The sequence below is a fragment of the Sulfuricella sp. genome, assembly GCF_035531155.1.
Taxonomy (GTDB): domain Bacteria; phylum Pseudomonadota; class Gammaproteobacteria; order Burkholderiales; family Sulfuricellaceae; genus Sulfuricella.
The window spans coordinates 1-25,385 of record NZ_DATKTK010000048.1 but is presented as its reverse complement, the minus strand read 5'-3'; the positions used below and the strand labels follow the sequence as shown (position 1 = coordinate 25,385).

Below are 25,385 nucleotides of genomic sequence, written 5' to 3'. Positions count from 1 at the left end.
AAATTACAGGTCTGAAATGGTAGCCATCAACCAGAACCGCTTCAAGGAACTGCAGGCAACGGGGCGGCTGCCCTCCCCGAAAGGCGTGGCTCTCGCCTTGCTGAATTTGATGCAACAGGATGACGTTACAATCCAGGATATTGCTCGCATCGTACAGACCGATCCAGCCCTTTCCGGGCGCTTGATCAAATTCTCCAATTCGCTGCATTTCAATATGCGTCGCCCCATCGCTTCGGTTCCCGAGGCGGTGCTGGTGGTCGGCCTGCCCACGGTGCGCCAGCTGGTGCTGGGATTTTCGGTTTTATCCAATTATCGCAATGGTCAATGCAATGCTTTCAATTACCAGGAATTCTGGTCAAGCTCACTGGCTACCGCCATCGCCAACCAGGCACTGAGCGCACAGGCCAAAACATCGAACGAGGAAACCTTTACCTGCGGTTTACTGAGCGGGATTGGGAGGTTAACGCTGGCCACCCTGTTTCCCGAGAAGTATGCAAAAGTCCTTAACACTGCAGCGGGAGCATCCCCTGATGAATTGCTCCGTCTCGAGCAGGAGCAGTTTGATACCGATCACAACGAATTGGCTGCCGTTCTGCTCAAAGAATGGGGGTTCCCCGACATTCTCATTGAAACGGTTTGCCATCATGAACATCCGGAAAAAGGGGATTTTCAGGCGGGCTCACGGGCCTATACGCTGGTGCATGCGTTACACTTGTCCCGTAGCCTGGCAAACCTCTGCATAGCGGGCGAAAGCTCGCGCCGCGCGCTGCTGCCGGGTTTGTACGTACTTGGCGCTCGCCTCGGCATCGATGCTGAAGCGCTGATGACCCTGAGCGATCATGTCGTCCGCGAATGGCAGCAGTGGGGCAAGATTCTCGACGTGCCAACCCAGGAGCTGCCGCCCTTTGCTGAAATGGCCGCTTCCTTGCCACCCATGGTCGAGGCTGCCGATAGCGAAGCATCAAGGAAAACCGATCAAGCTGAATTCCCGCTGCGCATCCTGATTGTGGACGACGACAAGGCGGTTTCCGGTTATTTACAAAAGCTTCTTACTAGTCATGGGCATACCGTGTTTTCTGCCGCGGATGGCAAAGAGGGTCTGGAGAAGGTGCTCGAATACACGCCTCAGCTCGTTATCAGCGACTGGATCATGCCGAACATGGGTGGCATCGCCTTCTGCGAATCCTTGCGCATGACCCGGGATGGCCGCGGGCTTTACTTCATCATTCTGACGGCTCTGGCCGATGAAGACCGGCTGGTCGAGGCATTTGAGGCTGGAGTGGACGATTACCTGGTCAAGCCCTACAGCGTAAAAGTGCTGATGGCACGTTTGCGTGCCGGTCAAAGGGTGACTCAGCTCAAGGAGGAGATCAGCCGGGAACGGGAAGAGGTGCGCCGGGTCGCATCGGAACTGGCGGTCACTAATCGCCGTCTGCAGCGCCTGGCTCTGACGGACCCTCTGACCCTGCTGCCCAATCGGCGCTATGGCATGGACAGTCTGGAGCAGGAGTGGGAAGCGGCCAAAAACAGGGGCCGTCCCGTGACCATCATGCTGATCGATTTGGATCGTTTCAAACAGATTAACGATACTTACGGTCACGATACTGGTGATACCGCACTGAAGCAGGCCGCCAAAATTTTGAAAAATGCCGCACGTACGCAGGACATTGTTTCCCGCATAGGCGGCGAGGAATTCATGGTAATTTGCCCGGATACCCAGCTGAAAGAGGGTGCACAGTATGCCGAGCTTATCCGCCGGGCATTTGAAGGCAGCATGATCAATGCTGGAGCAGACCGCATAAAAATAAACGTCAGCATCGGCATCGCCGAATACAACCCGGCCATGCCGCATTTTAGCGCGCTGATTAAAGCGGCCGACGATGCGCTGAATCGGGCCAAACTCAATGGAAGAAACAGGGTTGTGGCCTACACGCCAGCAACCCCTCTGTAAGCTTCTAGCGCTTTCCGATCAGCCAGCAGCGATGAATTTTCTTGTTGCGGAAGTCTTCGGGGACGGTCTGACTGGAAATTTCCTTGATATTTTTCGTTGCCAGTGCCGCCTCGTCGAACTGGAAGCTGCGCAGGTTGGTTGAGAAGAACAGTTCGCCGCTTTCCGGCAAAAGTTTCAGGCACTGGTTGATAAGTCGGGCGTGGTCGCGTTGCACGTCGAGCACTCCGCTCATTTTCTTGGAATTCGAGAAAGTGGGCGGGTCCATGACGATCAGGTCGTAATTTTCCCCGCACCTTACTTCATCGTCCAGAAAACCGAACACGTCGGCGCGCACCAGTTCATGCTGCTCCAAATTCATGCCGTTTAGCTCGAAGTTGCGACGCGCCCAATCCTGGTAGGTGTTGGACAGATCCACGGTGGTGGAGCGGATTGCGCCGCCCGCTGCGGCGTAGACCGTAAAACTGCCGGTATAGGCGAACAGATTGAGAAAGCGCCTGCCAGCGGCTTTCTCCTGAACCATGCGCCGGGTGTTGCGGTGGTCGAGAAACAGACCGGTGTCGAGATATTCTTCCAGATTGACGATAAACCGGTGGCCGCCTTCGTGCACGACAAAATCCTCGCCCCGGGCGCCGGTTTTTTCGTACTGCATCAGGCCGCGCTGACGCCGCCTTTGCTTGAAGGAAATAGCGGAAAGAGGCAGGGCCAGCGCTTCGCTCGCCACGGCGCGAACGCTTTCCACCCAGCGTTCATGCTCCTCCTCACCGATCTGCCAGCCGGTGTCGAATTCTTGCAGGTGCGCCCTTTGCTCGTACAGATCCAGCGCAACCGGAAACTCCGGTACGTCGCGGTCATAGACACGGTAGCAGCTGATGCCACGCCGTTTTGCCCACTTCGCCCAGTGCCGGAAGTTTTTCTGCAATCGGTTGAAAAAAATCGATATATCAGTCACTTGGTAAATTGATTTGGCTGGAGTATAATCGCGCGGCAAGGATTTGTTGTCGTGCAATCCGGTCTGCCGCACAAGCCCGCGTAGTATACCCCACCCCGAGTTTTAACTTTGTCACGATCTGCCTGGACCGGCTGAATATTTTGCGGGCCGACGTTTAGGAGATGCTATACATGTCGTTTGAAACTCTCGGCCTTTCGGCCGAACTGCTGCGCGCGGTAGCCGATCAAGGCTATACCGAGCCCACACCGATCCAGGCGCAAGCCATTCCGGTCGTCCTGGAAGGGCGCGACCTCATGGGTGGCGCCCAGACCGGCACCGGAAAAACCGCCGGCTTTACGCTACCTTTGCTTCAGCTGCTGAGCGTCCATGCCAACACCAGCACTTCGCCAGCCAAACACCCTGTACGCGCACTGATTCTCACGCCAACGCGGGAACTGGCTGCGCAGGTAGAAGAAAGCGTACAGACTTATGGCAAATACCTGCCGTTGAAATCCACCGTGGTATTCGGCGGCGTCAACATTAAAGAACAGATCGCCGCGCTGAAAAGCGGGGTGGAAATCCTGGTGGCGACCCCCGGACGGCTGCTCGACCACGTCGAGCAGAAAACCGTCAATCTGTCCAAGGTGGAAATCCTGGTGCTGGATGAGGCCGACCGCATGCTGGACATGGGCTTTCTCCCCGATATCAAGCGCATCATCGCGCTATTGCCGGCGAAGCGGCAAAACCTGCTGTTTTCCGCCACCTTCGCCGGCGAAATCAAGAAACTGTCGGATCAATTGCTTACCGACCCTGTGCTGATTGAAGTTGCACGCCGCAATGCCGCTGCCGAGAATGTTACCCAGGTGATTTATCCGGTTGACCACGAACGCAAGCGCGATCTGCTGGCGCACCTGATCAAGTCTGAAAATCTGCAGCAAGTCCTGGTATTCAGCCGAACCAAGCACGGCGCCAGCCGGCTTGCCCAGCAACTGGAGAAGGACGGCATTAGCGCCACCGCGATTCACGGCGACAAGAGCCAGCAGCAGCGCACCCAAGCGCTGGCAGAGTTCAAGGCAGGCACGGTTCGGGTTCTCGTCGCGACCGATGTCGCCGCTCGCGGCCTGGATATCGACCAGCTTCCCCATGTGGTGAATTTCGACCTGCCCAACGCGCCGGAAGACTACGTCCATCGCATTGGCCGAACCGGACGCGCCGGCAGCAGCGGCGAGGCGATTTCGCTGGTGTGCGCGGAAGAACTTAGGATGCTGGCAGAAATTGAGTCCATGTTGAAACGTGAATTGCCCAGAAAAACCGTGCCCGGCTTCGAGCCCGGTGCGGCCGCCCAGATTGCGTCACGCGCCGGATTCGCGGACAGGCCCCGGCGAGATCCGCGGCCTGGGGAGCGTCCACACAACAGGGAAGGGCGGGAAGGCAGGGAGGGTAGAGGTGTAGCTCCTCGTCCCCCCGTCAATTCGCTGGATGCGCCCTATGTTACGCCGCCTCCCAAGCAAGAAGCGGTTCAACCCGCGCCTGCATCTCACTCCAACCCGCGCCAGGCTGCGAAGAAGCCCATCCCGGCACTGCTGATGCGCCCGGCGACTCCTCCTTCTGAAGGAAACTAATTTCCTCCGGATATTGATTCGAGTCCGGTTCTAGTTTATCCTTCCCGGCTCTTCGGAGAGGTGGATGAGTGGTTTAAGTCGCACGCCTGGAAAGCGTGTTTAGGTTAATGCCTAACGCGGGTTCGAATCCCGCCCTCTCCGCCAGATTTATGGCGGGCCTCCCCGCATTGCAAGGTAGTGAACCTGGTCAGGTCCGGAAGGAAGCAGCCACAGCTATTTATTGCAAGTGCCGGGGGTTGGGCTCGCCACCCTTAAACTGCTTGGCGCTCTGCCTAGTAGTCCGCTCCACCAAACCGCAGACATGAAATGGCGTCTTTTCCCGCCATACGTCGTTGCATCCCCTTGCCGTATACCCCATACGGCGGCGGGTCTGCGCCTAGCCTAACGAAAAAATCCATCCATTTCATCTGCCCCCGTTTTGGTGGAGCGGACTACTAGCAGGTCGGAATCTGGTACAATTTCCCCCATGAGTTACCAAGTCCTGGCGCGTAAATGGCGCCCCAAAACCTTCACTGAACTGGTGGGCCAGGAGCACGTCGTCAAGGCGCTTTCCAATGCCCTGGATCAGCAACGTCTGCACCATGCCTATCTGCTTACGGGTACGCGAGGTGTCGGCAAAACCACGCTGGCAAGGATACTGGCCAAAGCGCTCAACTGCGAAACCGGCATTACCTCTTCGCCATGTGGCCAATGTTCCGCTTGCCGCGAAATCGACAGCGGGCGCTTTGTCGACCTGCTGGAACTGGACGCCGCTTCCAACACCGGTATCGACAATATGCGCGAGATTTTGGACAACGCCCAGTACGCGCCGACAGCCGGCCGATTCAAGGTTTATTTGATCGACGAAGTGCACATGCTCTCCAAGGCGGCCTTCAATTCCATGCTGAAAACGCTGGAAGAACCGCCTGAACACGTGAAATTCATCCTCGCCACCACCGATCCGCAGAAAATCCCAGTGACGGTGCTGTCGCGCTGTCTGCAATTCAATCTCAAACAAATGCCTCCCCTGGCGATTGTCGGCCATCTGCAAAGCATCATGGCGCAGGAAAACATCCCTTTCGAGCTGGCTGCGTTGCAACTTCTGGCACGCGCCGCCCAAGGCAGCATGCGCGACGCACTGTCTCTTCTCGATCAGGCCATCGCCTACAGCGGTGGCAAGGTGGGGGAAGCTCAGGTGCGCGACATGCTGGGCTCGATCGACCAGACCTACCTGCTTGAAATCCTCGGCGCCTTGTCTGCCAAGGACGGGCCCGCTCTGATTGCTGCGGCCGAACGGATGGAAGAACGCAGCCTGTCGTTCGAGGCGGCCTTGCAGGACTTGGGCGCGTTGCTGCACAAGGTTGCCCTGGCGCAGACTATCCCGGAGGCACTCGGCGAGGACCTGCCGGAACGGGCGAAACTGCTCGAACTGGCGCAGCTTTTCGATGCCGACGAGGTGCAGTTGTGTTACCAGATCGCTCTGCATGGCCGACGCGACTTGCATCTGGCACCGGATGAATTCGCCGGCTTCAGCATGACTTTGTTGCGGATGCTGGCTTTTACTCTGGGGGAGGCGCCCCAGCCCCCGGCTCGACGCGAAACGCCACGCCCGGTTCCTCCTGCCAGGCCCGTTGTACGCGATGAGGAGCGGCCGACTGAAACGCCAACTCCCGCTGCCCAGATAAACCCACCCCCGGAAAAAAGCCCCCCTTTCGCCGGCGACTGGCACAGCCTGGTCAACCAGCTCAAACTGGGCGGTATGGCCAAGATGCTGGCCCAGCACTGCGAGCTGAAATCCTTTGACAACGGCCTGCTGGAGCTGTGCGTGCCACAGGAGCATCGCCACCTGATGGAGAAGCCTTACCAGGACAAACTTAGGGCGGCCGTGACCGAGCACTTTGCCGAGCCGGTCAGGCTCAGCATTACCGAGGGCAGCATAACCGGAGACACCCCGGTCCAGATCGAAAACCGTGAAAAGCAGGAAAAACAGTCGCTGGCCGTGGCAGCGATCGAGCAGGATCCGTTCGTGCGCAAGCTGGTTGAAAATTTTGACGCAAAAGTCATTGAATCCTCAATTAAACCCCTATAGTAACAGGAGAGTGCGATGTTGAAAGGCGGATTGGGCGGTCTCATGAAACAGGCTCAGCAAATGCAGGAGAACATGCAGAAAATGCAGGAAAAACTGGCCATGGTCGAAGTCGAAGGCCAGGCTGGCGCCGGGATGGTCAAGGTGGTAATGACCTGCCGTCATGACGTGAAGCGGGTGAGCATCGACGACAGCTTGATGGGTGAGGACAAGGAAATGCTGGAAGACCTGCTGGCTGCTGCGGTGAATGATGCGGTGCGGCGCGTGGAAACCACTACCCAGGAAAAAATGAGCGGCTTTACCTCCGGCCTGGGTCTTCCTCCGGGAATGAAGCTGCCCTTCTAAAGTGAAAGCGCCGTCCAGCCTCGAAAACCTGATCGAAGCCCTGCGTTGCCTGCCTGGAGTCGGACCCAAATCAGCCCAGCGCATGGCTTACCACCTGTTGCAGCGCGACCAGAAAGGCGCAATGAAACTGGCTGGTGCGCTGACGCATGCCCTCGACACCATCCGCCATTGCCGGCTGTGCAACAGTTTTACCGAGGAGGAGGTCTGCTCACTCTGCCGCTCGGAGCGGCGCGACGCCTCCCTGCTATGTGTTGTGGAAACACCTGCTGACCTGATGATGATGGAGCAGACCCAGAGCTACCATGGTCTGTATTTCGTGTTGATGGGCCGGCTCAGTCCGCTCGACGGCATCGGTCCTAAGGAGATTCATCTCGACCGGTTGATCCAGCGCGCCACTGATGGCGCGGTGAATGAAGTGATCCTGGCAACCAATTTCACCGTTGAGGGTGAGGCCACGGCTCATTACATCGGCGAAATCCTGCGCTCGCGCGGCGTAAAAGCCAGCCGCATAGCGCGCGGCCTGCCGGTTGGCGGCGAACTTGAGCACGTGGACAGTGGCACTCTGGCGCAAGCCATCCTGGAGCGCCGCGAAGTTTGACAACCACCTAGGAGCCTGTCGGACTTATGATGAATCGGCTGCAAATCCGTCTAGGCGGTCCATATTTCGCCGCTTTTTTGGTCAATAGAATGACTATTGACCTGCAAAACCGGCAAAATCTGTCCTCGCCCAGCCGAATTTTCGCTTCGATCCCCATAAGTCCGACAGTCTCCTAGTTGTTTCGTAAGGTCTCTCCATGAGCGCCTTCACTCTCGTACCGAATGCTGAAGCAAACCTCGAAAATACGCGCGAGGCCGAGGTCATGCGCTGCTCCGGGGTGTGGACGCTGCAGGGTATTCCACTCCTGGAGCGGCATATCGCACAACTTACCTGGCCCGCATCCGGTGCAGTGATTTTTGACGGTGCGGCCATTACCGCCCTGGATAGCGCGGGCGCCTGGCTGATCTTCCGCACCCTGCGGCAGATTGAGCGGATGGGGCTTCCCGTTACAATCCGGGGGTTGCGCCCGGAGCATCAAGCACTATTGCAGCTGATACAGACGCACGCATCCGGGGAGGGCGCTCCCCGCTTGCCGCGCCACAGCTTTCTGAATCAGTTCGGCCGCAATGTTTGGCGCCATCTGGATGAATTCAACGGGCTTCTTGCCTTTCTGGGTGAAATCGTCGTTGCCATGCTGCGCTCTCTGGCACACCCCTCACTCATCCGTTGGCGAGCCATCCTGTACAACCTGCAGATCGCAGGATTCAATGCCTTGCCCATCGTCGGGTTGCTGGCCTTCCTGATGGGAGTGGTTGTCGCCTACCAGGGTGCGGTGCAACTGGTACGTTACGGCGCCAATATCTTCGTGGCCGACTTGGTGGGACTTTCCATCTTGCGCGAAATGGCGCCGCTGCTGACCGCTATCATCGTCGCCGGACGCTCCGGATCGGCTTACGCGGCGCAGATCGGCACCATGAAAGTCACCGAGGAAATCGATGCCCTGCACACCATCGGCGTCTCTCCCATGGAACTGCTGGTGTTGCCGAAAATGCTGGCGCTGTTGGTGGCGCTGCCGTTGCTCACGGTATACGCGGACATCCTTGGCGTGCTGGGTGGAATGATCATCGCCCAAAACCAGCTCGATGTCAGTTTTGCCGATTTCCTCGACCGCTTCGACGAAGCCGTCACAATGAGTTCTTTTCTGGCTGGTCTCGGCAAGGCCCCGATTTTTGCCGCGATTATCGCACTGGTGGGGTGTTTTCAGGGCTTCCGGGTTAGTGGCAGCGCCGACAGCGTAGGCCGACAGACTACAGTCAGCGTGGTACAGGCAATTTTTCTGGTGATTGTTTTCGACGCACTGTTTTCCGTGATCCTCAGCTGGCTGAACATATGAATGAAGCTAACGAGCCGATTATTGAGATCTGCCACCTTCACACCCGCTTGGGTAATGCGGTGGTGCATGAGGACGTGAACCTCGTCGTTCAACGCGGCGAAATTTTTGCGCTGGCTGGCAGCAGCGGCTGCGGAAAATCCACTCTGTTGCGCGAAATAATCCAGCTCCAGCAGCCTGTATCCGGCTCGATCAAGGTGTTTGGATGTGAAGTGCAGGGCATGCGCGACGATCAGGCCACGATCATGCGCCGCCGACTGGGTGTCATGTTCGAGCGTGGCGCACTGTTCAGCGCGCTCACTGTAGCGGAAAATGTCGGCATGCCGCTGCGTGAGCACACCGATCTGAGCAGTACATTGATCGACGAGATCGCCGCTATCAAGATTGCCCTGGTGGGACTGCCGGAAAGCGCCGGAGCCAAATACCCCGCCGAGCTTTCCGGCGGCATGCGCAAGCGGGCGGCTCTGGCGCGTGCCATTGCACTCGATCCGGAACTGCTGATCCTGGACGAACCCACTGCCGGCCTCGACCCGTTGAGTGCCAGCAGCCTTGACGAATTGGTGCGGCACTTGAAAAAATTGCTTGGACTGACCATCCTGATGATTACCCATGACATCGATCTGTTATGGAGCGTAGCTGACCGGGTGGCGATTCTGGGCGATGGGCACGTGCTGGGGGAGGGCACCATGGAGGAGCTATCCAAATCGGATCATCCCATGGTGCGTGAATATTTTTACGGACCGCGGGGGCGAGCAGCTTGGGAGCAAACGTGGAATCGAAAGTAAATTTCACTATCGTCGGGCTGTTCACCTTGACGCTGGTTGCAGCGCTGATTGCCATTCTCCTCTGGCTCGGAACCGGTGGCAGATACTACAAAATTTACGATACCTATTACGCTTACATGAACGAATCGGTTTCAGGGCTGAATTTGAATGCACCAGTCAAATACCGTGGCGTTGAAGTCGGCAATGTCCGCGACATTACACTGGATCCCGCCAATTCCGAAAGGGTAAGGCTGCTGCTCAAAATTGAGCACGGCACGCCGGTCAAGGAGGATTCGGTGGCGGTGCTGCGCACTCAGGGGCTGACGGGTATCGCCTACGTCGAGCTTACCGGTGGCAGCCTGCAGTCCCCGCTATTGAAGCCGAAGCGCGATGAGAAATACCCGGTGATTCGCACCGGGCCATCGCTGATGGCGCGCCTGGATACGGCGCTGACCAGCCTGTTGGCGAACGTCAGCCGCGCCTCGGACAACATTAATGCAGTGCTGGACGAAGACAATCGCCGCGCTTTCAAGCACAGCCTCGCACAAATCGATGCATTAACGCGCGTTCTGGCGTCACGTTCCGAATCAATCGAAGCCGGCGTGAACAACGCAGCCAAAACGCTGGAACACAGCGCCCGTGCCAGCGCTGATCTGGGCCGCCTGATCGAACGGGCAGGGCTTAGCGCCGAAGCGGTCGAGCGACTGGCCAACGAGACCTCCCACACTGCCGCTGCCGTGCCCGGCACGCTGCAGGGCATGCAGTTGCTTGTGGACGACCTGAGAGAGCTGAGCACTTCTCTGCGCCGTGTCAGCGATCAACTGGAACGCAGCCCTAACACACTTCTGTTTGGCAAACCTCAGCCTGAGCCAGGGCCTGGCGAATAAGGGGAAGGGAGAGAATTGAAACATATCCTCGGAAAAAAACTGGCTGTCAAAATCGCCGCGCTGCTGTTCGCCCTAATGCTGGCAGGCTGCTCCACCTTGCGCTCGACTGAAGCAGAAGCGGTACGCACCTATCTGCTGGAAGCGCAATTTGACCGCACAGTACAGGCCAAACCCGTTCCACTCGTGCTGACAGTCAGTCCGTCGCGTGCTGCACCTGGTTACAACACCGAGCGCATGGCTTTTGTACGTCAACCCCATAGGCTCGAATATTTTGCCAAGAATCGCTGGGCCGAAAGGCCGGCAAAGATGCTGGACCCACTTCTGGTGCGCGCGCTGGAACTGCGAACAGGCTTCAATGCGGTAACGTCCGCTGACGGCATGGTCAAGGGCGACGTGCGTCTGGATACTGAAATCACCCTTCTCCAACAAGAATTTACCACCTCGCCCAGTCGCATGCACATGAGACTGCGCGTCCAGCTGGTAGAGCAGGCGAGCTACCGTGTATTGGCAACCCAAGTATTCGATGCGGTCGAAGCCGCTCCTGCCGACAACCCCTACGGAGGCGTCATCGCGGCTAACCGGATGCTACCGAGGCTGCTCGATCAGATTGCCGACTTCGCCGCTATGAATGGCGTCTCCTTCTATGGGCACCTAAAATAATCGCAAATTCTCATTAGAATATCCATGCGACATTACAATAAATTCATGATAATGTGAGAAAATAGAAAAAGTCTAATAACAAGAACCGATATCCATTTCGTGGCCAAGAAGGAAAAATAATGCCACTAGTAGACCGGCATCAGGCATCTACTGAGCCCAGAATAAAAAGTAACGTACTGATTGTCGATGACCATCCTATCGTCCGACAGGGCATCGTTCAACTCATCAATCGCGAAGACGACATGCGAGTCTGCTGCGAGGCGGGAGATGCGGATCAGGCTCTGGAGGCAATCGCCAAAAATAACGGTTGCTGCAAAGCTGACATCGCTCTTGTAGACATGTCTCTGCCTGGCATTTCCGGTATCGAGCTAGTCAAAATCCTGCGTTCGCGTTTTCCGGAAATTCAGATTCTGGTGATTTCCATGCATGATGAAACTCTCTACGCCGAAAGGGCGTTGAGGGCCGGAGCAAAAGGCTACATCATGAAGCAGGAGGCCACAGAAAAGGTCTTGATTGCAATCAGGCATATATTGAGCGGCGAAGTTTATGTCAGCGATAAAATGCGCTCGAAAATCCTGCAGCGGATCATTGACAACCGATTCGAAACCCCAACGTCCCCAGTGTCTCACCTAAGCGACAAGGAACTTGATGTTCTGCGGCTCATCGGTAAGGGTCTCAGAACCAGCGATATTGCCTCAGAGGTAAATCGCAGTGTGAAAACTGTTGAAGCGCACCGCGCCAATCTCAAGGAAAAGCTGGGGCTAAAAAATGCCACGGAACTGGTCAGGTTTGCCGTGCAATGGGTTGAGAGCGAATCGAGAGTGGTGTAGCTACAACAAAAAAAGCAGTCATCCCCCTCAAATATTTCAGCCTCTTGCGAATTAACAGGCTGGAGGATGGTGAGTCAAGCTTACTCAATCACTAGCCTGATTTACCCATACCTTGCTCTACCCGGGAGATGCTCGTTGCTGTCCCCCGTTTTCTTGAGACGTCTCGTGCCCTGCTCCAGCACTCCCCGCAGATACTCTGCGGTGCGCGACCCGGGCGTGTGAGCCACCTCTTCCGGCGAACCCCAGGCCACAACGCGGCCACCCTGATCGCCGCCTTCGGGACCAAGATCGATGATGCAGTCCGTTGCTGCGATCATGTCCAGGTTATGCTCGATGATGATCACCGTGTCGCCACGATCCACCAGATGCTGCAGCGCGGCGACGAGCTTTGCCACATCTGCCATGTGCAGGCCGGTGGTAGGCTCGTCCAGAATATAGAGCGATGGACCGAAGCCTGGCGCAGCCAGTTCCGCGGCGATCTTGATGCGCTGAGCCTCGCCGCCGGAGAGAGTCGGGCTTGGCTGGCCCAGACGCAGGTAGCCGAGGCCGATCTCCGACAGAAAATCCAGCGGTCGCCGGATCGCCGTGAAAGATGAGAAAAAATCCCGCGCCTCGTCCACCGACATCACCAGCACGTCCGCCATCGACTTACCCTTTAGCGTGACCGCCAGCGTGTCCGTGTTGTAGCGCCGACCAGCACAGGCCTCGCAGGTGATGTAGACCAGCGGCAGCAAGGCCATCTTCACCTCGATCCTGCCTTCTCCGCGGCAGCGCTCGCAGCGTCCGCCGGCGACATTGAAGGAAAATCTCCCCGGCCCGTAGCCGCTGGCGCGCGCATCGGGGGTGGAAGCGAACAGAGCGCGGATCGCGTCCATGATGCCGACGTAGGTGGCCGGAACCGAGCGTGGAGTGCGTCCGATGGGCGATTCATCCACTTCCAGGACACGTCCGACCTGCTCCCACCCCGTCAGATCGTCGAGAACCTGCGGCAGATCGCGTCCGGCAAACCTGGCCTTCAGCGCCTGGAACAGGATGTCCCGCACCAGGGTCGATTTGCCCGAGCCGGAAACCCCTGTGACGCCGATGAGCCGTGCCAGCGGAAAAGCCACCGACACGCCGTCTATATTGTGCAACCGCGCGCCGGCTACCGTGAGGCGCGGCGCATCTGCCAATGGACGTCTCGGCCACGCAGGACGGTCGCCGCCCCCGCGCAGCCACAGACCGGTGATCGATTTCCGTGACCGGGCGACGGCCTCCGGTGTTCCCGTCATTACTATTTGTCCGCCATCCGGCCCGGCGCCCGGGCCAAGATCGATCACATGGTCGGCAGCGCGTATGGTGGTCTCGTCGTGCTCGACCACGACCACTGTGTTGCCTCGGTCGCGCAAGTCTTCCAGTGCCTTGAGCAGCGCTGCGGAATCGCGCGGATGGAGCCCCACCGTAGGCTCGTCCAGCACATAGCAGACCCCACGCAGGTTGGAGGAGAGCTGTGCGACGATGCGGATGCGCTGCGCTTCTCCGGTTGAAAGGGTGTCCGCCCCGCGGTCAAGGGTGAGGTAGGAGAGACCCATTTCCTCGAGCAGGCTAAGCCGTCGCTCCAGTTCTGGTACCACCCTTTCCCGCACTTCCGGCAATGCCTTGCCGATGGAATGAAGCCATGTGCGGGCCTCGCCGATGGCGAGTGCAGCCACCGCGCCGATATGCCGACCGCCGATGCGCACGGCCAGCGCTTCGGGCCGTAACCGCGTACCGCCGCAGGCCTGGCAGTTGGCGCCTGTTCCTCCGCAGGCAGGGCAGGCACCGAAGCGCTGGCTCCAGGTGAATAATCTTGGGTCAGGTACCGGCAGCCCCGCTCCGCAAGATGGGCAGGCCCTGCGCGTCGAATAGAAGCGGTCGGACATGCCGCTGGCGGTGACGATCAACGTGCCGGCGCCAAGTTCCAGTGCCTGTTCCACTGCCGCCTTGAGAGGTGGCAGATTGGCGATGTTGGCCGTAATGCGCCCCACCACGGTTTCCACGTCGTGCAGCTGGTAACGGTCGAGGGTGGGCGGATGCGCCGCGTCCCATAACTTGCCGTCGATACGCACCTCATGCATGCCGTGTTTGACCTGGGCGGCGATAATGTCGCGGTGCTGGCCCTTGCGGCTACGCACCAGAGGTGCCAGGATCCGCACTTTCTTGCCGGCGAAGTCGTGCGCGACCCGGGCTGCCAGTGATGCGGCATCCGCCTCTTCGCCCGGAACGCCGCACTTCGGGCAGTGGGGCGTGCCCAGGGCCGCGAACAGCAACCGCAGGTAATGGTAGACCTCCGACGCGGTGCCGACGGTGGACATCGGCGAGCCACGGGAAAGCTTTTGTTCCAGCGAAACCGTCGGTGGCACGCCCTCGACCCGGTCCACCTCGGGACGCGCCAAGGGGCGGATGAACTGCCGGGCGTAGGCGGGCAGGCAATCGAGGAAGCGGCGCTGGCCTTCGGCGTAAAGCACATCGAAGGCCAAAGTGGATTTACCTGATCCGGAAATGCCGGTAATCGCGACCAGGCGGTCGCGCGGGATTTTCACCTGGATATCGCGCAGGTTGTGCTGGCGGGCGCCCAGGATGCGGATGAATCCCTGCTTCGCTTTGTCCCGCGTTTTGGCTGCGTCAGCCCGTCCGCGCCGCCGCACCCAGGCGGGTGTTTTTCTGAATGTCCGCTTGAGCGCGTGCCCGGTTGGCGTATCGATCCTGGCCACCTCCTCGGGCGTCCCTGTCCCGACCAGTTTGCCTCCCGCGTTGCCGCCTTCGGGGCCGAGGTCGATCACCCAGTCGGCTGACTTGGCCACTTCCATGTTGTGCTCTACCACGACCACCGAGTGACCGGCATCGATCATCCCGTGCAGCGCGCCCAGCAGCTTCGATACGTCGGCGGCGTGCTGGCCGGTGGTCGGTTCGTCGAGGATGAACAGGAGATTCCGCGCCTGGTTTGCCTGCGCCAGGTGCTTGGCCAGCTTCAGCCGCTGCGCCTCGCCGCCTGAGAGAGTCGGCGCCGGCTGCGACAGCGCCAGGTAGCCCAGGCCGATATCTAGCATGGGACGGATCGCCTGAGTGACGCGCGGGTCATCGGCGAAAATCCGTGCCACGTCCTGGGCCGGCAGGTCCAGGAGTTCCGCGATGTTGTAGCCCCGATGCCGCACCTCCAGCACTTCGGGGCGGAAGCGGCGGCCGTCGCAACCGGGGCAGCGCACGAACACATCTGGCAGGAACTGCAGTTCGATTTTCTCGTAGCCAGCTCCGCTGCAATGGGGGCAGGCGCCGGCAACCGAGTTGAAGGAGAATGACGAGGGGCCGAGTCCGAGTGCGCTGGCGCCAGGGCTGGCGGCGAAGGCATGGCGTAGCGGCTCGAGCACGCCCATGTAGGTGGCCGGGTTCATACGCGTGCTGCGGCCCGGCGGGGATTGATCCACCAGGACGACGCCCGCCAGCAGGTCCGCGCCCGTGACCGCGTCGCATGCGCCGGGTTCGGGTTCGGCAAGCCCTAAGTTGCGCCGCAGCGTGCGGTAGAGCACCTGGTCGACCAGCGTTGACTTTCCAGATCCGCTCACGCCAGTGACGCAGACCAGTAGCCCAAGCGGGATTTCCAGCGTCAGATTTTTAAGGTTGTTCTCCCGCGCGCCGATCACGTGCAGCATGCGGCCTGGGTCGGGGCGACGCCGCTGCGGCGGCGCGGGCATCACCAGCCGCCCGGCGAGGCAGTCTGCGGTCATGGAGCGGGCCTCCCGCAGCAGGCCTGCAAGCGCACCCTCATAGACCACCTCGCCGCCTTCCCGGCCGGGGCCGGGGCCAATGTCGACGATGTGGTCGGCCGCGGCGATCAGGGCAGGGTCGTGCTCGACCAGCACCACGGCGTTGCCTGCCCGTGCCAGTCGGCGCAGCACGCCGGACAATTGATGCAGGTCGCGCGGGTGGAGTCCGACCGAGGGCTCGTCGATAACGTAAAGTGTACTGGTGAGGGAACTGCCGAGTGCGGTGGCGAGCGTCACCCGCTGCGCCTCTCCGCCGGAAAGGGTGCGCGACTGGCGCGCGAGTGAGAGGTAGGACAGCCCCACATCGAGCAGGAAGCGCTGCCGCCCGCGGATTTCGCGCAGCAGCAATTCGGCGGCCGTGTCGTTGGCGGGCGGCCCGAACGCGTGGAAGAAACGATCCGCCTCGGCGATGGGCATGGCCTCGACCTCAGGTAGGGTGCGACCAGAAATCTGGAATAGCAGTGCCTCCGGCCTCAGCCTCGCCCCTTTGCAGGCGGGGCAGGGCAGGTAACGCCGGTAGTGGGACAGAAACACGCGCACGTGGACGCGGTAGATGCGCGTTTCGAGCCAGTCGAACAGGCCGCTGATGCCGTACCAGCGGTTGCCTCCGCCTGGCTCACCCTCCCAGATCAGCCGCCGGATTTCCGGGTCGAGTTCCTGCCACGGAACGTTGGCAGCAATCCGCCGTCGCTTGAGGAAACCCAGCAGGTCTTCCTGGCACAGGCTGTTGAGAGGGGTCTGGAACGGCTTGATCGCCCCCTCCAGGATGGAAAGCCGGGGGTCGGGAACGACCAGGTCGGGATCGATGTCCACAATGCGGCCGAAACCCCGGCATGTCTCGCAGGCGCCGATGGGGTTATTGAAGGAAAACAGGCCAGGCGTCGGGTCGGTGTAGTCGATGCTGCAGCGTTCGCAGCGAAGAAACTGGCTGAAGCGCAGCGGCTCAGCGATGCCCTCGGCGTGCACTTCGACATGGCCCTTGCCGAGGCGCAGCGCCGATTCTAGCGAATCGACAATACGCTTGCGTCGCTCCGGCTCGATCATGATGCGGTCGAGCACTACGGTGACCATGCCTTGGTGCGGGCGTAGCCGCGCCTGCTCCACGCGCACTGCAACGCCGTTTTCGAACACCCGCACAAGGCCGAGCTGCTGCAGCAGGTCGCGCAGCGTGTCGGGTTTGACGCGCCCGACGTAGAGCGGGAAGCAGATTAGTGTTTGTTTGCCATGTGCAGCCGCGATCAGATCATCGAAAATGGATGACGGCGAGTGGCGCTGCACCGGCTGGCCGCAGCCGCGGCAGTGCAGGCTGGCGCAGCGCGCCCACAGCGCCCGCATGTAGTCGGCGATGGAGGTCATGGTGCCGACGGTGGAGCGCGAAGTGCGCACGGGAGTGGTGCGGTCGATGGCGATGGCGGGCAGCACACCCTCGATCCGGTCTGCCTTGGGCCGGTCCAGGCGCTCGAGAAACTGTCTGGCGTAAGGACTGAAGGTTTCGACGTAACGGCGATAGCCCTCGGCGTAAAGGACCTCGAAGGCAAGCGATGATTTACCCGCACCCGCCACGCCGGTCACCGCGGTGACCGCGCCCACCGGCACGCGCACCGTGATTCCTTTCAGGTTGTTCTGGTGTGCGCCTTCGACGAGTATGAAATTTTCCATTGGATTTTCACCGCGTCCTCTGCGGTTAACCGGGTTCAACGTTTCCCGCGATACCAGTACTTGGGCGCCTCGGCCGCATCCAGAAGCGCCCTGGAGGGCAGCTTCAAGCCCAGTTCCATTTCCCGGAGGAGCTGCAGACGGTCACGAAATTGCGCCGCGGCCTCGAACTCCAGATCGGCGGCGGCTTGCTTCATCCTTGAACTATAGTCTGCCATCAGCCGGTGGAGTTCATCCCTGCCGAGCAGGTCGCCTTTTGCCTCCGGCGTGAGCGGCATGGCGTGTGGCGCGGCGTCGAAGAGCGTGGCGGAAAGGTCGAGGATGTTGCGGCGCACCGCTTCCGGCGTGATGCCGTGTTCCTCGTTGTAACTGCGCTGGATGGAGCGGCGCCGGTTGGTCTCGTCGATGGCGGTGCGCATTGAATCGGTGAGGGTGTTGGCGTAGAGGATCGCCTTGCCGTTGAGGTGGCGCGCGGCGCGGCCTATTGTCTGGATCAGGGAAGTGCGGGAGCGCAGGAAGCCTTCCTTGTCGGCGTCGAGGATGCCCACCAGCGAGCATTCCGGGATGTCCAGCCCCTCGCGCAGGAGGTTGATGCCGATCAGTGCGTCGAACCGTCCCAGACGCAGGTCGCGCACGATGCGCACGCGTTCCAGCGTCTCGATGTCGGAGTGCAGGTAGCGGCACCGGACCCCGGCCTCCAGGTAATAGTCGGCAAGCTCCTCGGCCATGCGCTTGGTCAGGCAGGTAACCAGAGTCCTTTCCCCGGCTTGGGCGCGGGCGTTGATTTCCCCCAGCAGGTCGTCTACCTGTTTGTCGGCAGAGCGGACTTCAACCTCTGGGTCGAGCAGGCCGGTGGGGCGGATGAGCTGCTCCACCACCGCATCGCGGCTTTGCTTCAACTCGTAGTCGGCGGGGGTGGCAGAGAGGCAGATCACTTGGCGGACACGCGCCTCGAACTCGCCGAAGGTGAGCGGCCGGTTGTCGAGCGAGGAGGGCAGGCGGAAGCCGAATTCGACCAGGGTTTCCTTGCGCGAGCGGTCGCCGTGGATCATGCCGGCGATCTGCGGGATGGTCTGGTGACTTTCATCGATAAACACCAGAAAATCCTCCGGGAAGTAGTCAATCAGGCACGGCGGCGGCTCACCGGGCGCGCGCCCGGCCAGATGGCGCGAGTAATTCTCGACGCCGTGGCACCAGCCGAACTGCTCCATGGCCTCGATATCCAGCAGTGTGCGCCGTTCCAGCCGCATTGCCTCAATGAGTTTCCCGGCCGCGCGCAGCTCTGCCAGCCGTGCGGCGAGTTCCTCGCGGATGGCCTGGATGGCGCCGCCGCGCTGCTCGATTTCGACCACGTAATGGCTGCCTGGATAGATCGCGGTTTTATCGATCTCGCCGAGAGGCGCGCCGTGCAGCGGGTCGAACTCGGAAATCCGCTCAACCGTATCGCCGAAAAATTCGATGCGGATCGCCCGATCCTCCTCGTAGGCCGGGAAAACCTCCACGGTGTCGCCGCGCACGCGGAAAGTGCCGCGGCCAAAGTCGATGTCGTTGCGCAGGTAGTGCGCCTCCACCAGCTTGTGCAATAGGCGATCGCGGTCATAGTCCTCGCCTTTGCGGACGGTGACCGCCATCTCGAAGTAGGCGCGGGCGGTGCCGAGTCCGTAAATGCAGGAAACCGAGGCCACCACGATCACGTCCTGGCGGGTGCGCAGGGCGTGGGTCGCGGCGTGGCGCATGCGCTCGATCTCTTCGTTGATGGTGGTTTCCTTGTCGATGTAGGTGTCGGTCGCGGGCAGATAGGCTTCGGGCTGATAGTAGTCGTAGTAGCTGATAAAGAACTCGACCGCGTTGCCAGGGAAGAGGTCGCGGAACTCGCCATAGAGCTGGGCGGCGAGCGTCTTGTTGTGGGCGATGACGAGGGTCGGCCGGTTCGTGTTGGCGATGACGTTTGCCATGGTGAAGGTCTTGCCCGATCCGGTGACGCCCAACAGCGTCTGATAACGTCGTCCACGCTCCAGCCCGGCCGACAGGGCCGCGATTGCCTTGGGCTGGTCGCCACCAGGCTTGAAATCGGCTACTAGGCGTAAATCCGGCATGTTATTAGGATGGAAGGCAGGGGCAATTCTCAGTTTAGGCTATGGGGGAGGGAACGATGCCAAGGTGCTTGCCACCCTGGCAGGGAAGTGTTTGTGCAGATGCTTTTTTGCTGAATGAGTCAGTGTGCGACAGCCTTTGCCCTTTCTATAATGGGATAATGCATGTCGACAAATTAATGCCCACCGATTTAACAACCTGGCCATTATTGGCCATCCCGCTCATGCTCGCCGCTTTCCTTGCGCTGGCCGGTAATGTTGCCAGCGCAAATCCGGAAGGATTTAGGATGAAAACAATCCGCTTGCCCGAACCCATCTCCGACAGTCATTTCTCACTGGAACGCGCATTGAAGCAGCGCCGCTCAGTACGAAATTTCAGCGGCGCTGCCATTACTCTGAACGAGATTGCGCAACTCCTCTGGTCAGCACAAGGCATTACCAGCCCGGATGGCTTACGCACGGCCCCGTCAGCCGGCGCGCTCTACCCCCTTGAGATCACCCTCGCAGCTGGGAACGTCACCGGACTGGACCCAGGCGTGTACCGCTATGACCCGTCCGGGCACGTTCTCACACCGGTCTCGGAGGGCGATCGGAGATCCGAACTGGCGCGAGCCGCCCTGGGCCAGCTATGGATGCAAACAGCGGCGGCGGTGATCGTCTTCGGCGCAGTCGAAGAGCGGACCACCCGAAAATATGGAAACAGAGGGATATCTTACATTTACATCGAGGTCGGCCACTCGGCGCAGAATGTATGCCTGCAATCCCAGACGCTCGGCTTGGGCGCCGCGGCGGTAGGGGCATTCGACGATGCACGTATTGCCTCCATCCTGCAGATGCCCAAGGAAGAGAGACCCTTGTACCTGATGCCGGTGGGCAAACCATTGCCGCCTTGAACATAATGAGCTCGGCCATACCAGTATTCGAGCCTGCCTACCTGCGCCTGCTGCGCAGCGGCGAGTTGGAACAACGGGTAAAACTCGCCTGGCGGCATCTGGAAGACTGCGACCTTTGTGCTCGCTATTGCCGCGTCAACCGCTTGCAGACCGTAAAAGGCGCAGTGTGCCGCACTGGGGAGCGGGCGGTGGTCCACAGCTACGGCCCCCATCATGGCGAGGAGGAACCACTTCGTGGCTGGGGCGGCTCGGGCACAATCTTTTTCAGTTGGTGCAACCTGCGCTGCGTGTTTTGCCAGAACTGGGAAATCAGCCAAAAGGGCATCGGCCGGGAAGTCGAGCCTTCAGAACTGGCGCAAATGATGCTCGACTTGCAAGGGAAAGGCTGCCACAACATCAACCTGGTCAGCCCCAGCCACGTGGTGGCCCAGATCCTGGCGGCGGTATGGACGGCGGCGCAACGGGGGCTGCGTCTGCCCCTGGTATACAACACCGGCGGCTACGATAGCCTGGAGGCCTTGCAACTGCTGGATGGCGTGGTCGATATCTATATGCCGGACATGAAATACGGCGATTCGGAAACCGCCCATCAGTATTCTCACATTCGGAACTATGTGGAGGTGAATCAAGCTGCGGTACGGGAAATGCACCGTCAAGTCGGCGACCTGATCCTGAATGATCGAGGTATCGCGCTACGTGGCCTGCTGGTGCGGCACCTGGTACTGCCCGGCGGCTTGGCCGACAGCGAGAAAGTGTTGGCGTTTCTTGCCCGCGAAATCTCCCCGAACACCTATCTCAACCTCATGGATCAGTACTATCCCTGCTACCGCGCCTACGACTGCCCACCCCTCGACCGCCCGATCACCGCGGAAGAATACCGGCAAGCTCTGGCGCTGGCGGAACGCTACGGTCTACGGCGGCTGGATAAGCCCCGCAGCCTGCGCTGGGTCTGAACCAGGTAAGCCCAAGAAGCTGCGTTAGTAAGGTCACTCCGAATCTGCTATATGTGAATTATCGGCGCACTCGCTGCCGGGTAGGGGACAAGTATGATCCGAAATCCAATTGATATCGCAACCCGCGTTACTCCGAGGTTGTCCGCTCTCATCGAAAGCCGGGTCAACGATCCGGACGCCAGTGAGCCGCCCACCTTGGGGATGGTCCGTGAGTTTGTTACCGGCTTGCTGCCGCCTACGTTCAACGCAGCGGAGCGCATGCATCACTTTGATATCGGCGAATCGGTGATTGACGAGCTGAATACCCTGATTGACGAGTTCGGCAAGGATGCGCCGGCTATCGACTTCGTCCGGGCCGCTGCCAGCGAGCCGCTTTCTCGCGTGATCGAGGAGGTGGTGAGCGACGAAAACCGGGAAGGCCCGCCCACGCTGGCAGCCGTAAGGGAAGCCATGATATCTGGTTTGAGCGCCCGCCTGGTGGGCGAAGGGGTGCTGGACGAGGATGAGGATGATGCGCTGCTGGCGGAACTCGAAAGCCTGATCGAACGCCATGGTGAAGATACGCTGGCGGAGTACTTGCTGCGCTACGAGTAGAGGGTTTACAAAAATTTTGGGGAATTTTGCATGTCAGTGCGCTCGCGTTGCGGCCCGGCTAACCTTGGCCGACGCTGCCCTGAGCAAGCTGCGCCTGGCGAATCTTGATCAGCGAGTCCCCCAGCTGCTTGACGCTTACGGGCTTGTGCGCATGCCCGTGCTGCTCGTAGCGGATTTGATTGCCGTCGATACCCAGGAAGCGTACGCCCAGATCGAGCAGCGCGTTGCGCAGCCGCTCGAGCGCTTCGTCCGAAGGCTGACCCGCAGGGGCCGGCCCAGCAGCCAGGAGCCGGATTACTTCGCTGATCGCCTTGAGATCGCAGCGCCCGGTATGTGCCGCAACGACGGCGAGCGCTTTCCACAGCGGCGGCTGCGAGGTATGCCGATGCAAAGGCAGGGCCTCCAACTGGCCGTGGAGCGCCGCGGCGATGCTCTCCGCGTAACGCGTCGCCGCTTCGGCGGACTCGAACACCATCATCGGCTCATGCGCGAAACGCGTGCCTTCGGCATCGCCGCGTCCGATTTCCTCCAGCACGAGCAATGCCAGCCCCAATGCCGGCTTGTGCCCTTGCAGAGCATGATCGAGCCGAGGGTCGCCCGCTGCGTACATCTCGACAAACAGGTCGGCAAGCGGCGGCGTCATCGACCACAGCGCATGCGCCAGCGTCGTTGCCGGTTCCGGTCCGCGCAGCTCGCGCCAGCGGGTTTCGCACAAATCGGCCAGCACTTGCTGCAGTGCGCGACGTTTCGGCTCGGGCAGATGCCCGATCAGCAGTTCGGCTTCGGTGACGATGAGAGAGAGTTTGGGCATAGTCTAGAGAGAGTATAGGCAGCGTGTTGAAAAACGCCTTCCTTGCTAAGAGGCGGAGGGCCGGCTGTCGCCAGCGTCCGATTCCCGGTTCCCATTTTTGAAACCGCTTCTAGGTCTGGGCAATAATCAGGGGCACGTACATTTCCGCCTCGCTCACCCCACCGTGTAGGCCGATATGGGTATAGCGGCGTTCCCCAGTCAACCAATCCTTGATGGCGTAATTCTCCCGCATCACCAGGGTGTAATGCCCAACCCGATCCAGCAGGCGCGGGTGAGGATCGCCCGGACCGAACCAGCCTTCTTCCACCAGTTGCCGGCTCTTGAATAGCCCGATCTGGGCAGACAGTTCGTTGCGCACATAGGTCTCGAACTGTTCGGTTTTATCCGGATGCACGTAACAGTATGCGGCCCGTGGTTCGCCGCACAGCGGCAACAGCAGTGTTTTTGCCAGGGAAGGGTGATCGTCCAGCTCGATCTGACTTCCGGGACTGGCGTCGATAAAACCGTGGTCGGCACTGACGATCACGGTACTCTCGCTGCCGCCAATTTCCGCCAAGAAACGCTCGAAAGCCTCATCCAGTCTGGACAGTAGCGTCGTTGCACGGGGGCTGCCAATGCCGTATTCGTGCGCCAGCGTATCCAAGCCGGGGTAATAAGCATAAACATACTTGCGCTCGGGGCTCTCGCGCACGATCCCGGCGATGCTCTGAAACATCGCGTCCAGGGTATCGTAACCCCGCCTTTGCGCCCGGCCGGAATGCGCAGCGTTAAAGTCGGAATGCACGATCCACTCCGGCGACACCACGTAGGACGGCACAGCGATCTTATCGAAAAATGGCGTATGGCCCATCAAGGCGTTCACCTCGATACCCGCATCCCGATAAGATCGCCCACCATGCCGGGGGCGGAACGGAAGCACGGCGGCCACGCTGCCGATCTCGCGAAAATAGGTGAACCAGCCGGTCAGCCCGTGCTGCTGGGGTGCGAGGCCGGTAAGAAAAGTGGTGATGGCGGTGGCCGTGGTGGAGGGAAATACCGAAGTGATTTTGGCCCGCAGGTGGCGGTGCAACGCACCACCGGCGCAACCGCTGATCAGGCGTTCATGGCCCAAGCCATCGATTATCAGCAGGATGAGATTTCGGGCACCGGCAATCTCCTCCGGCGGCAGTGCACGCAGCGGCAGATAGGGCGGGTTTCCACCGCAGGCCGACTCGATGGAGGCCATCAGGTTGAGGATGCAGCCGCCTTGGTAATCGGGCAGGACCATGAGCTATTACGGCTTCATCAGCCAGGCCAGGATGTCATCCGGCAGGCGGTCGCGGTTCTCCCGGGTCACCTGCCATATCTGGATACCTGGGCGGCGCTTGACTTCATCGATGAGCCCCTCGCCGTGCAAAGCGACGGTGGCGACAACCGGCTTGCCCGACTCCAGGATTCTGCCAATGGCGGCGACGAATTGTTCCGATAGACATTCCATTTTGCCGATCTCATCCACCAGATAAACATCCGTGTGTTGCTCCAGCTTCAGGGAAGAATCGGCCAACGCATCGATCACCGCCACATCCACGCCGTATTTGCCGACGCGGTGGGGGCCAGGGAATTCAGTCCGCGCCATTGTTCCCTCGCGCCCATCGAAGCATACCATGCGAAAACCGTGCCGCTCGCCGTCGGAGCGGATTTCCTCGGTATAGAAACCGGCCAGCCGCCGGTCCGGCAAGCCGGCAGCCACCTTGCGCAGCACTGTAGTTTTGCCAACGCCGGGGACACCAGTTAACAGCATGGTTTTCATAAGCACCCCATCAGGCCGACAACTTTCCAGCCCACCCGCACTCGGCGTACAGGACGCACTCGCCGCATTTCGGCTTTTTTGCCGTGCACACCTGCCTGCCGTGCAGGATCATGGCATTGCTGAACGCCGTCCACTGCGCCGGTGGAAGTTGCCCCATCAGCCGCCTTTCCACCTCCTCGGGGTCGTCTGATGAAACGAGGCCGAGACGGTTGGCAACGCGCAGCACATGGGTATCCACGGCGATGCCAGGCTTGCCGAAAGCGTTGCCCAGCACCATATTGGCGGTTTTCCTTCCTACCCCTGGCAGGGTGATGAGCGCTTCCAGCGTTTCCGGCACTTTGCCGCCGAATTCTTCCACCAGCTTGCGGCAACAGCCGATCACCGCTTTCGCCTTGTTGCGGTAGAAGCCGGTGGGGCGGATGTCTTCCTCCAGCGCCGCGTGGTCCGCTGTGGCGAAGTCAGCCGCAGTCCGGTATTTCATGAACAGGTGCCGGGTCACTTCATTCACCCGCGCATCGGTGCACTGGGCGGAAAGGATCACCGCGACCAGCAGTTCAAGGGCGTTGGCGTAGTTCAGGGCGAGCCTCGGCTCGGGGTATTGCGCCAGCAGCAAACTCGCCACCTCATGGCAATTTCTTGGCATATTACTGGTTACGCGTTTTGCTAAAATGAGCCATTGGCGCATCAATGGCTCGCGGATTCAAGTTCGAAGTGCAATTCTGATTAACAGGTTGGGTGGGCGAGATGCTGTAGCATCTGAGCCCCTCGACCGCCAAGTCAAAGTTGCCCTGAATGAACTATACACATCTCACCCAAGACGAACGATACCAGATT

20 protein-coding genes, 1 tRNA gene and 1 other RNA gene are annotated in these 25,385 nt (G+C 60.1%); 15 read left to right on the top strand and 7 right to left on the bottom strand.

What is annotated here, in order from left to right:
- Positions 1-16: 16 nt before the first annotated feature.
- Positions 17-1,951 carry an HDOD domain-containing protein gene (locus VMV64_RS10215; protein WP_325329914.1) on the top strand — a complete coding sequence of 645 codons (1,935 nt, stop codon included), beginning with the start codon at positions 17-19 and terminating at the stop codon, positions 1,949-1,951.
- Positions 1,952-1,955: 4 nt separating this feature from the next.
- Here the strand turns inward: VMV64_RS10215 and VMV64_RS10210 are convergent, their stop codons facing one another.
- Positions 1,956-2,900, bottom strand: coding sequence for a class I SAM-dependent methyltransferase (locus VMV64_RS10210; protein WP_325329912.1), 945 nt, complete (start codon positions 2,898-2,900; stop codon positions 1,956-1,958).
- A 170-nt stretch (positions 2,901-3,070) separates the two neighbouring features.
- Between VMV64_RS10210 and VMV64_RS10205 the strand changes: the two genes are divergently transcribed.
- From VMV64_RS10205 to VMV64_RS10155, 11 genes are all read left to right on the top strand, one after another.
- Entirely contained in the window at positions 3,071-4,501 is a 1,431-nt protein-coding gene (locus VMV64_RS10205) for a DEAD/DEAH box helicase (protein WP_325329910.1), read from the top strand.
- 54 nt (positions 4,502-4,555) lie between these two features.
- A tRNA-Ser gene (locus tag VMV64_RS10200) sits at positions 4,556-4,645 on the top strand.
- Positions 4,646-4,652: 7 nt separating this feature from the next.
- Positions 4,653-4,751, top strand: an RNA gene (gene ffs, locus VMV64_RS10195) — signal recognition particle sRNA small type.
- 216 nt (positions 4,752-4,967) lie between these two features.
- On the top strand, positions 4,968-6,569 hold the full coding sequence (dnaX, locus tag VMV64_RS10190; protein WP_325329908.1) for a DNA polymerase III subunit gamma/tau: 1,602 nt from the start codon (positions 4,968-4,970) through the stop codon (positions 6,567-6,569).
- 18 nt (positions 6,570-6,587) lie between these two features.
- On the top strand, positions 6,588-6,911 hold the full coding sequence (locus tag VMV64_RS10185) for a YbaB/EbfC family nucleoid-associated protein (RefSeq protein ID WP_325329983.1): 324 nt from the start codon (positions 6,588-6,590) through the stop codon (positions 6,909-6,911).
- 1 nt (position 6,912) lies between these two features.
- Positions 6,913-7,509 carry a recombination mediator RecR gene (gene recR, locus VMV64_RS10180; RefSeq protein ID WP_325329906.1) on the top strand — a complete coding sequence of 199 codons (597 nt, stop codon included), beginning with the start codon at positions 6,913-6,915 and terminating at the stop codon, positions 7,507-7,509.
- A 196-nt stretch (positions 7,510-7,705) separates the two neighbouring features.
- The gene (locus VMV64_RS10175) at positions 7,706-8,842 is read left to right on the top strand and encodes an MlaE family lipid ABC transporter permease subunit (protein WP_325329904.1); all 1,137 of its coding nucleotides are present in this window, start codon (positions 7,706-7,708) and stop codon (positions 8,840-8,842) included.
- A complete protein-coding gene (locus tag VMV64_RS10170; protein ID WP_325329902.1) occupies positions 8,839-9,624 on the top strand; it encodes an ABC transporter ATP-binding protein in 786 nt (261 codons plus the stop codon). The genes VMV64_RS10175 and VMV64_RS10170 overlap by 4 nt, the downstream gene beginning before the upstream one ends.
- Entirely contained in the window at positions 9,609-10,490 is an 882-nt protein-coding gene (locus tag VMV64_RS10165) for an MlaD family protein (RefSeq protein ID WP_325329900.1), read from the top strand. The genes VMV64_RS10170 and VMV64_RS10165 overlap by 16 nt, the downstream gene beginning before the upstream one ends.
- A gap of 15 nt (positions 10,491-10,505) precedes the next feature.
- On the top strand, positions 10,506-11,150 hold the full coding sequence (locus VMV64_RS10160) for an ABC-type transport auxiliary lipoprotein family protein (protein WP_325329898.1): 645 nt from the start codon (positions 10,506-10,508) through the stop codon (positions 11,148-11,150).
- 119 nt (positions 11,151-11,269) lie between these two features.
- On the top strand, positions 11,270-11,980 hold the full coding sequence (locus tag VMV64_RS10155) for a response regulator transcription factor (RefSeq protein ID WP_325329896.1): 711 nt from the start codon (positions 11,270-11,272) through the stop codon (positions 11,978-11,980).
- A gap of 101 nt (positions 11,981-12,081) precedes the next feature.
- On the opposite strand, the gene uvrA is transcribed toward VMV64_RS10155, so the two are convergent.
- The gene (uvrA, locus tag VMV64_RS10150) at positions 12,082-17,421 is read right to left on the bottom strand and encodes an excinuclease ABC subunit UvrA (RefSeq protein WP_325329894.1); all 5,340 of its coding nucleotides are present in this window, start codon (positions 17,419-17,421) and stop codon (positions 12,082-12,084) included.
- A gap of 35 nt (positions 17,422-17,456) precedes the next feature.
- Positions 17,457-19,514: an excinuclease ABC subunit UvrB gene (uvrB, locus tag VMV64_RS10145; protein ID WP_325329892.1), complete on the bottom strand. Its 2,058-nt coding sequence runs from the start codon at positions 19,512-19,514 to the stop codon at positions 17,457-17,459.
- Between the two features lie 284 nt (positions 19,515-19,798).
- Here uvrB and VMV64_RS10140 point away from each other — a divergent pair, with 284 nt between their 5' ends.
- The 3 genes from VMV64_RS10140 (at position 19,799) to VMV64_RS10130 (ending at position 21,951) form a co-directional block, all read left to right on the top strand.
- Complete coding sequence (locus VMV64_RS10140) at positions 19,799-20,404, top strand: SagB/ThcOx family dehydrogenase (RefSeq protein ID WP_325329890.1); 606 nt, start codon at positions 19,799-19,801, stop codon at positions 20,402-20,404.
- 5 nt (positions 20,405-20,409) lie between these two features.
- Positions 20,410-21,357, top strand: coding sequence for a radical SAM protein (locus tag VMV64_RS10135; protein WP_325329888.1), 948 nt, complete (start codon positions 20,410-20,412; stop codon positions 21,355-21,357).
- 93 nt (positions 21,358-21,450) lie between these two features.
- On the top strand, positions 21,451-21,951 hold the full coding sequence (locus VMV64_RS10130) for a hypothetical protein (protein WP_325329886.1): 501 nt from the start codon (positions 21,451-21,453) through the stop codon (positions 21,949-21,951).
- A 58-nt stretch (positions 21,952-22,009) separates the two neighbouring features.
- Here the strand turns inward: VMV64_RS10130 and VMV64_RS10125 are convergent, their stop codons facing one another.
- The 4 genes from VMV64_RS10125 to nth all read right to left on the bottom strand — a co-directional run bounded on the left by VMV64_RS10125 (position 22,010) and on the right by nth (position 25,194).
- Positions 22,010-22,762, bottom strand: a complete 753-nt coding sequence (locus VMV64_RS10125) for a hypothetical protein (RefSeq protein WP_325329884.1) — start codon at positions 22,760-22,762, stop codon at positions 22,010-22,012.
- Between the two features lie 109 nt (positions 22,763-22,871).
- Positions 22,872-24,029 (bottom strand): alkaline phosphatase family protein, encoded by a 1,158-nt coding sequence (locus VMV64_RS10120; protein WP_325329882.1) that lies wholly within the window; start codon positions 24,027-24,029, stop codon positions 22,872-22,874.
- Between the two features lie 6 nt (positions 24,030-24,035).
- On the bottom strand, positions 24,036-24,551 hold the full coding sequence (locus VMV64_RS10115; RefSeq protein ID WP_325329880.1) for an NTPase: 516 nt from the start codon (positions 24,549-24,551) through the stop codon (positions 24,036-24,038).
- A 10-nt stretch (positions 24,552-24,561) separates the two neighbouring features.
- Complete coding sequence (gene nth / locus VMV64_RS10110) at positions 24,562-25,194, bottom strand: endonuclease III (RefSeq protein ID WP_325329878.1); 633 nt, start codon at positions 25,192-25,194, stop codon at positions 24,562-24,564.
- Positions 25,195-25,385 lie beyond the last annotated feature (191 nt).

Bases quoted from the DNA above. Each gene is read 5' to 3' on its own strand.
- uvrB (WP_325329892.1), bottom strand. From the start codon at position 19,514: ATGCCGGATTTACGCCTAGTAGCCGATTTCAAGCCTGGTGGCGACCAG.
- nth (WP_325329878.1), bottom strand. From the start codon at position 25,194: ATGCCAAGAAATTGCCATGAGGTGGCGAGTTTGCTGCTGGCGCAATAC.
- VMV64_RS10155 (WP_325329896.1), top strand. From the start codon at position 11,270: ATGCCACTAGTAGACCGGCATCAGGCATCTACTGAGCCCAGAATAAAA.
- VMV64_RS10140 (WP_325329890.1), top strand. From the start codon at position 19,799: ATGAAAACAATCCGCTTGCCCGAACCCATCTCCGACAGTCATTTCTCA.
- VMV64_RS10135 (WP_325329888.1), top strand. From the start codon at position 20,410: ATGAGCTCGGCCATACCAGTATTCGAGCCTGCCTACCTGCGCCTGCTG.
- VMV64_RS10130 (WP_325329886.1), top strand. From the start codon at position 21,451: ATGATCCGAAATCCAATTGATATCGCAACCCGCGTTACTCCGAGGTTG.
- uvrA (WP_325329894.1), bottom strand. From the start codon at position 17,421: ATGGAAAATTTCATACTCGTCGAAGGCGCACACCAGAACAACCTGAAA.
- VMV64_RS10205 (WP_325329910.1), top strand. From the start codon at position 3,071: ATGTCGTTTGAAACTCTCGGCCTTTCGGCCGAACTGCTGCGCGCGGTA.
- VMV64_RS10115 (WP_325329880.1), bottom strand. From the start codon at position 24,551: ATGAAAACCATGCTGTTAACTGGTGTCCCCGGCGTTGGCAAAACTACA.
- VMV64_RS10125 (WP_325329884.1), bottom strand. From the start codon at position 22,762: ATGCCCAAACTCTCTCTCATCGTCACCGAAGCCGAACTGCTGATCGGG.
- VMV64_RS10215 (WP_325329914.1), top strand. From the start codon at position 17: ATGGTAGCCATCAACCAGAACCGCTTCAAGGAACTGCAGGCAACGGGG.
- VMV64_RS10170 (WP_325329902.1), top strand. From the start codon at position 8,839: ATGAATGAAGCTAACGAGCCGATTATTGAGATCTGCCACCTTCACACC.
- dnaX (WP_325329908.1), top strand. From the start codon at position 4,968: ATGAGTTACCAAGTCCTGGCGCGTAAATGGCGCCCCAAAACCTTCACT.
- VMV64_RS10120 (WP_325329882.1), bottom strand. From the start codon at position 24,029: ATGGTCCTGCCCGATTACCAAGGCGGCTGCATCCTCAACCTGATGGCC.
- VMV64_RS10175 (WP_325329904.1), top strand. From the start codon at position 7,706: ATGAGCGCCTTCACTCTCGTACCGAATGCTGAAGCAAACCTCGAAAAT.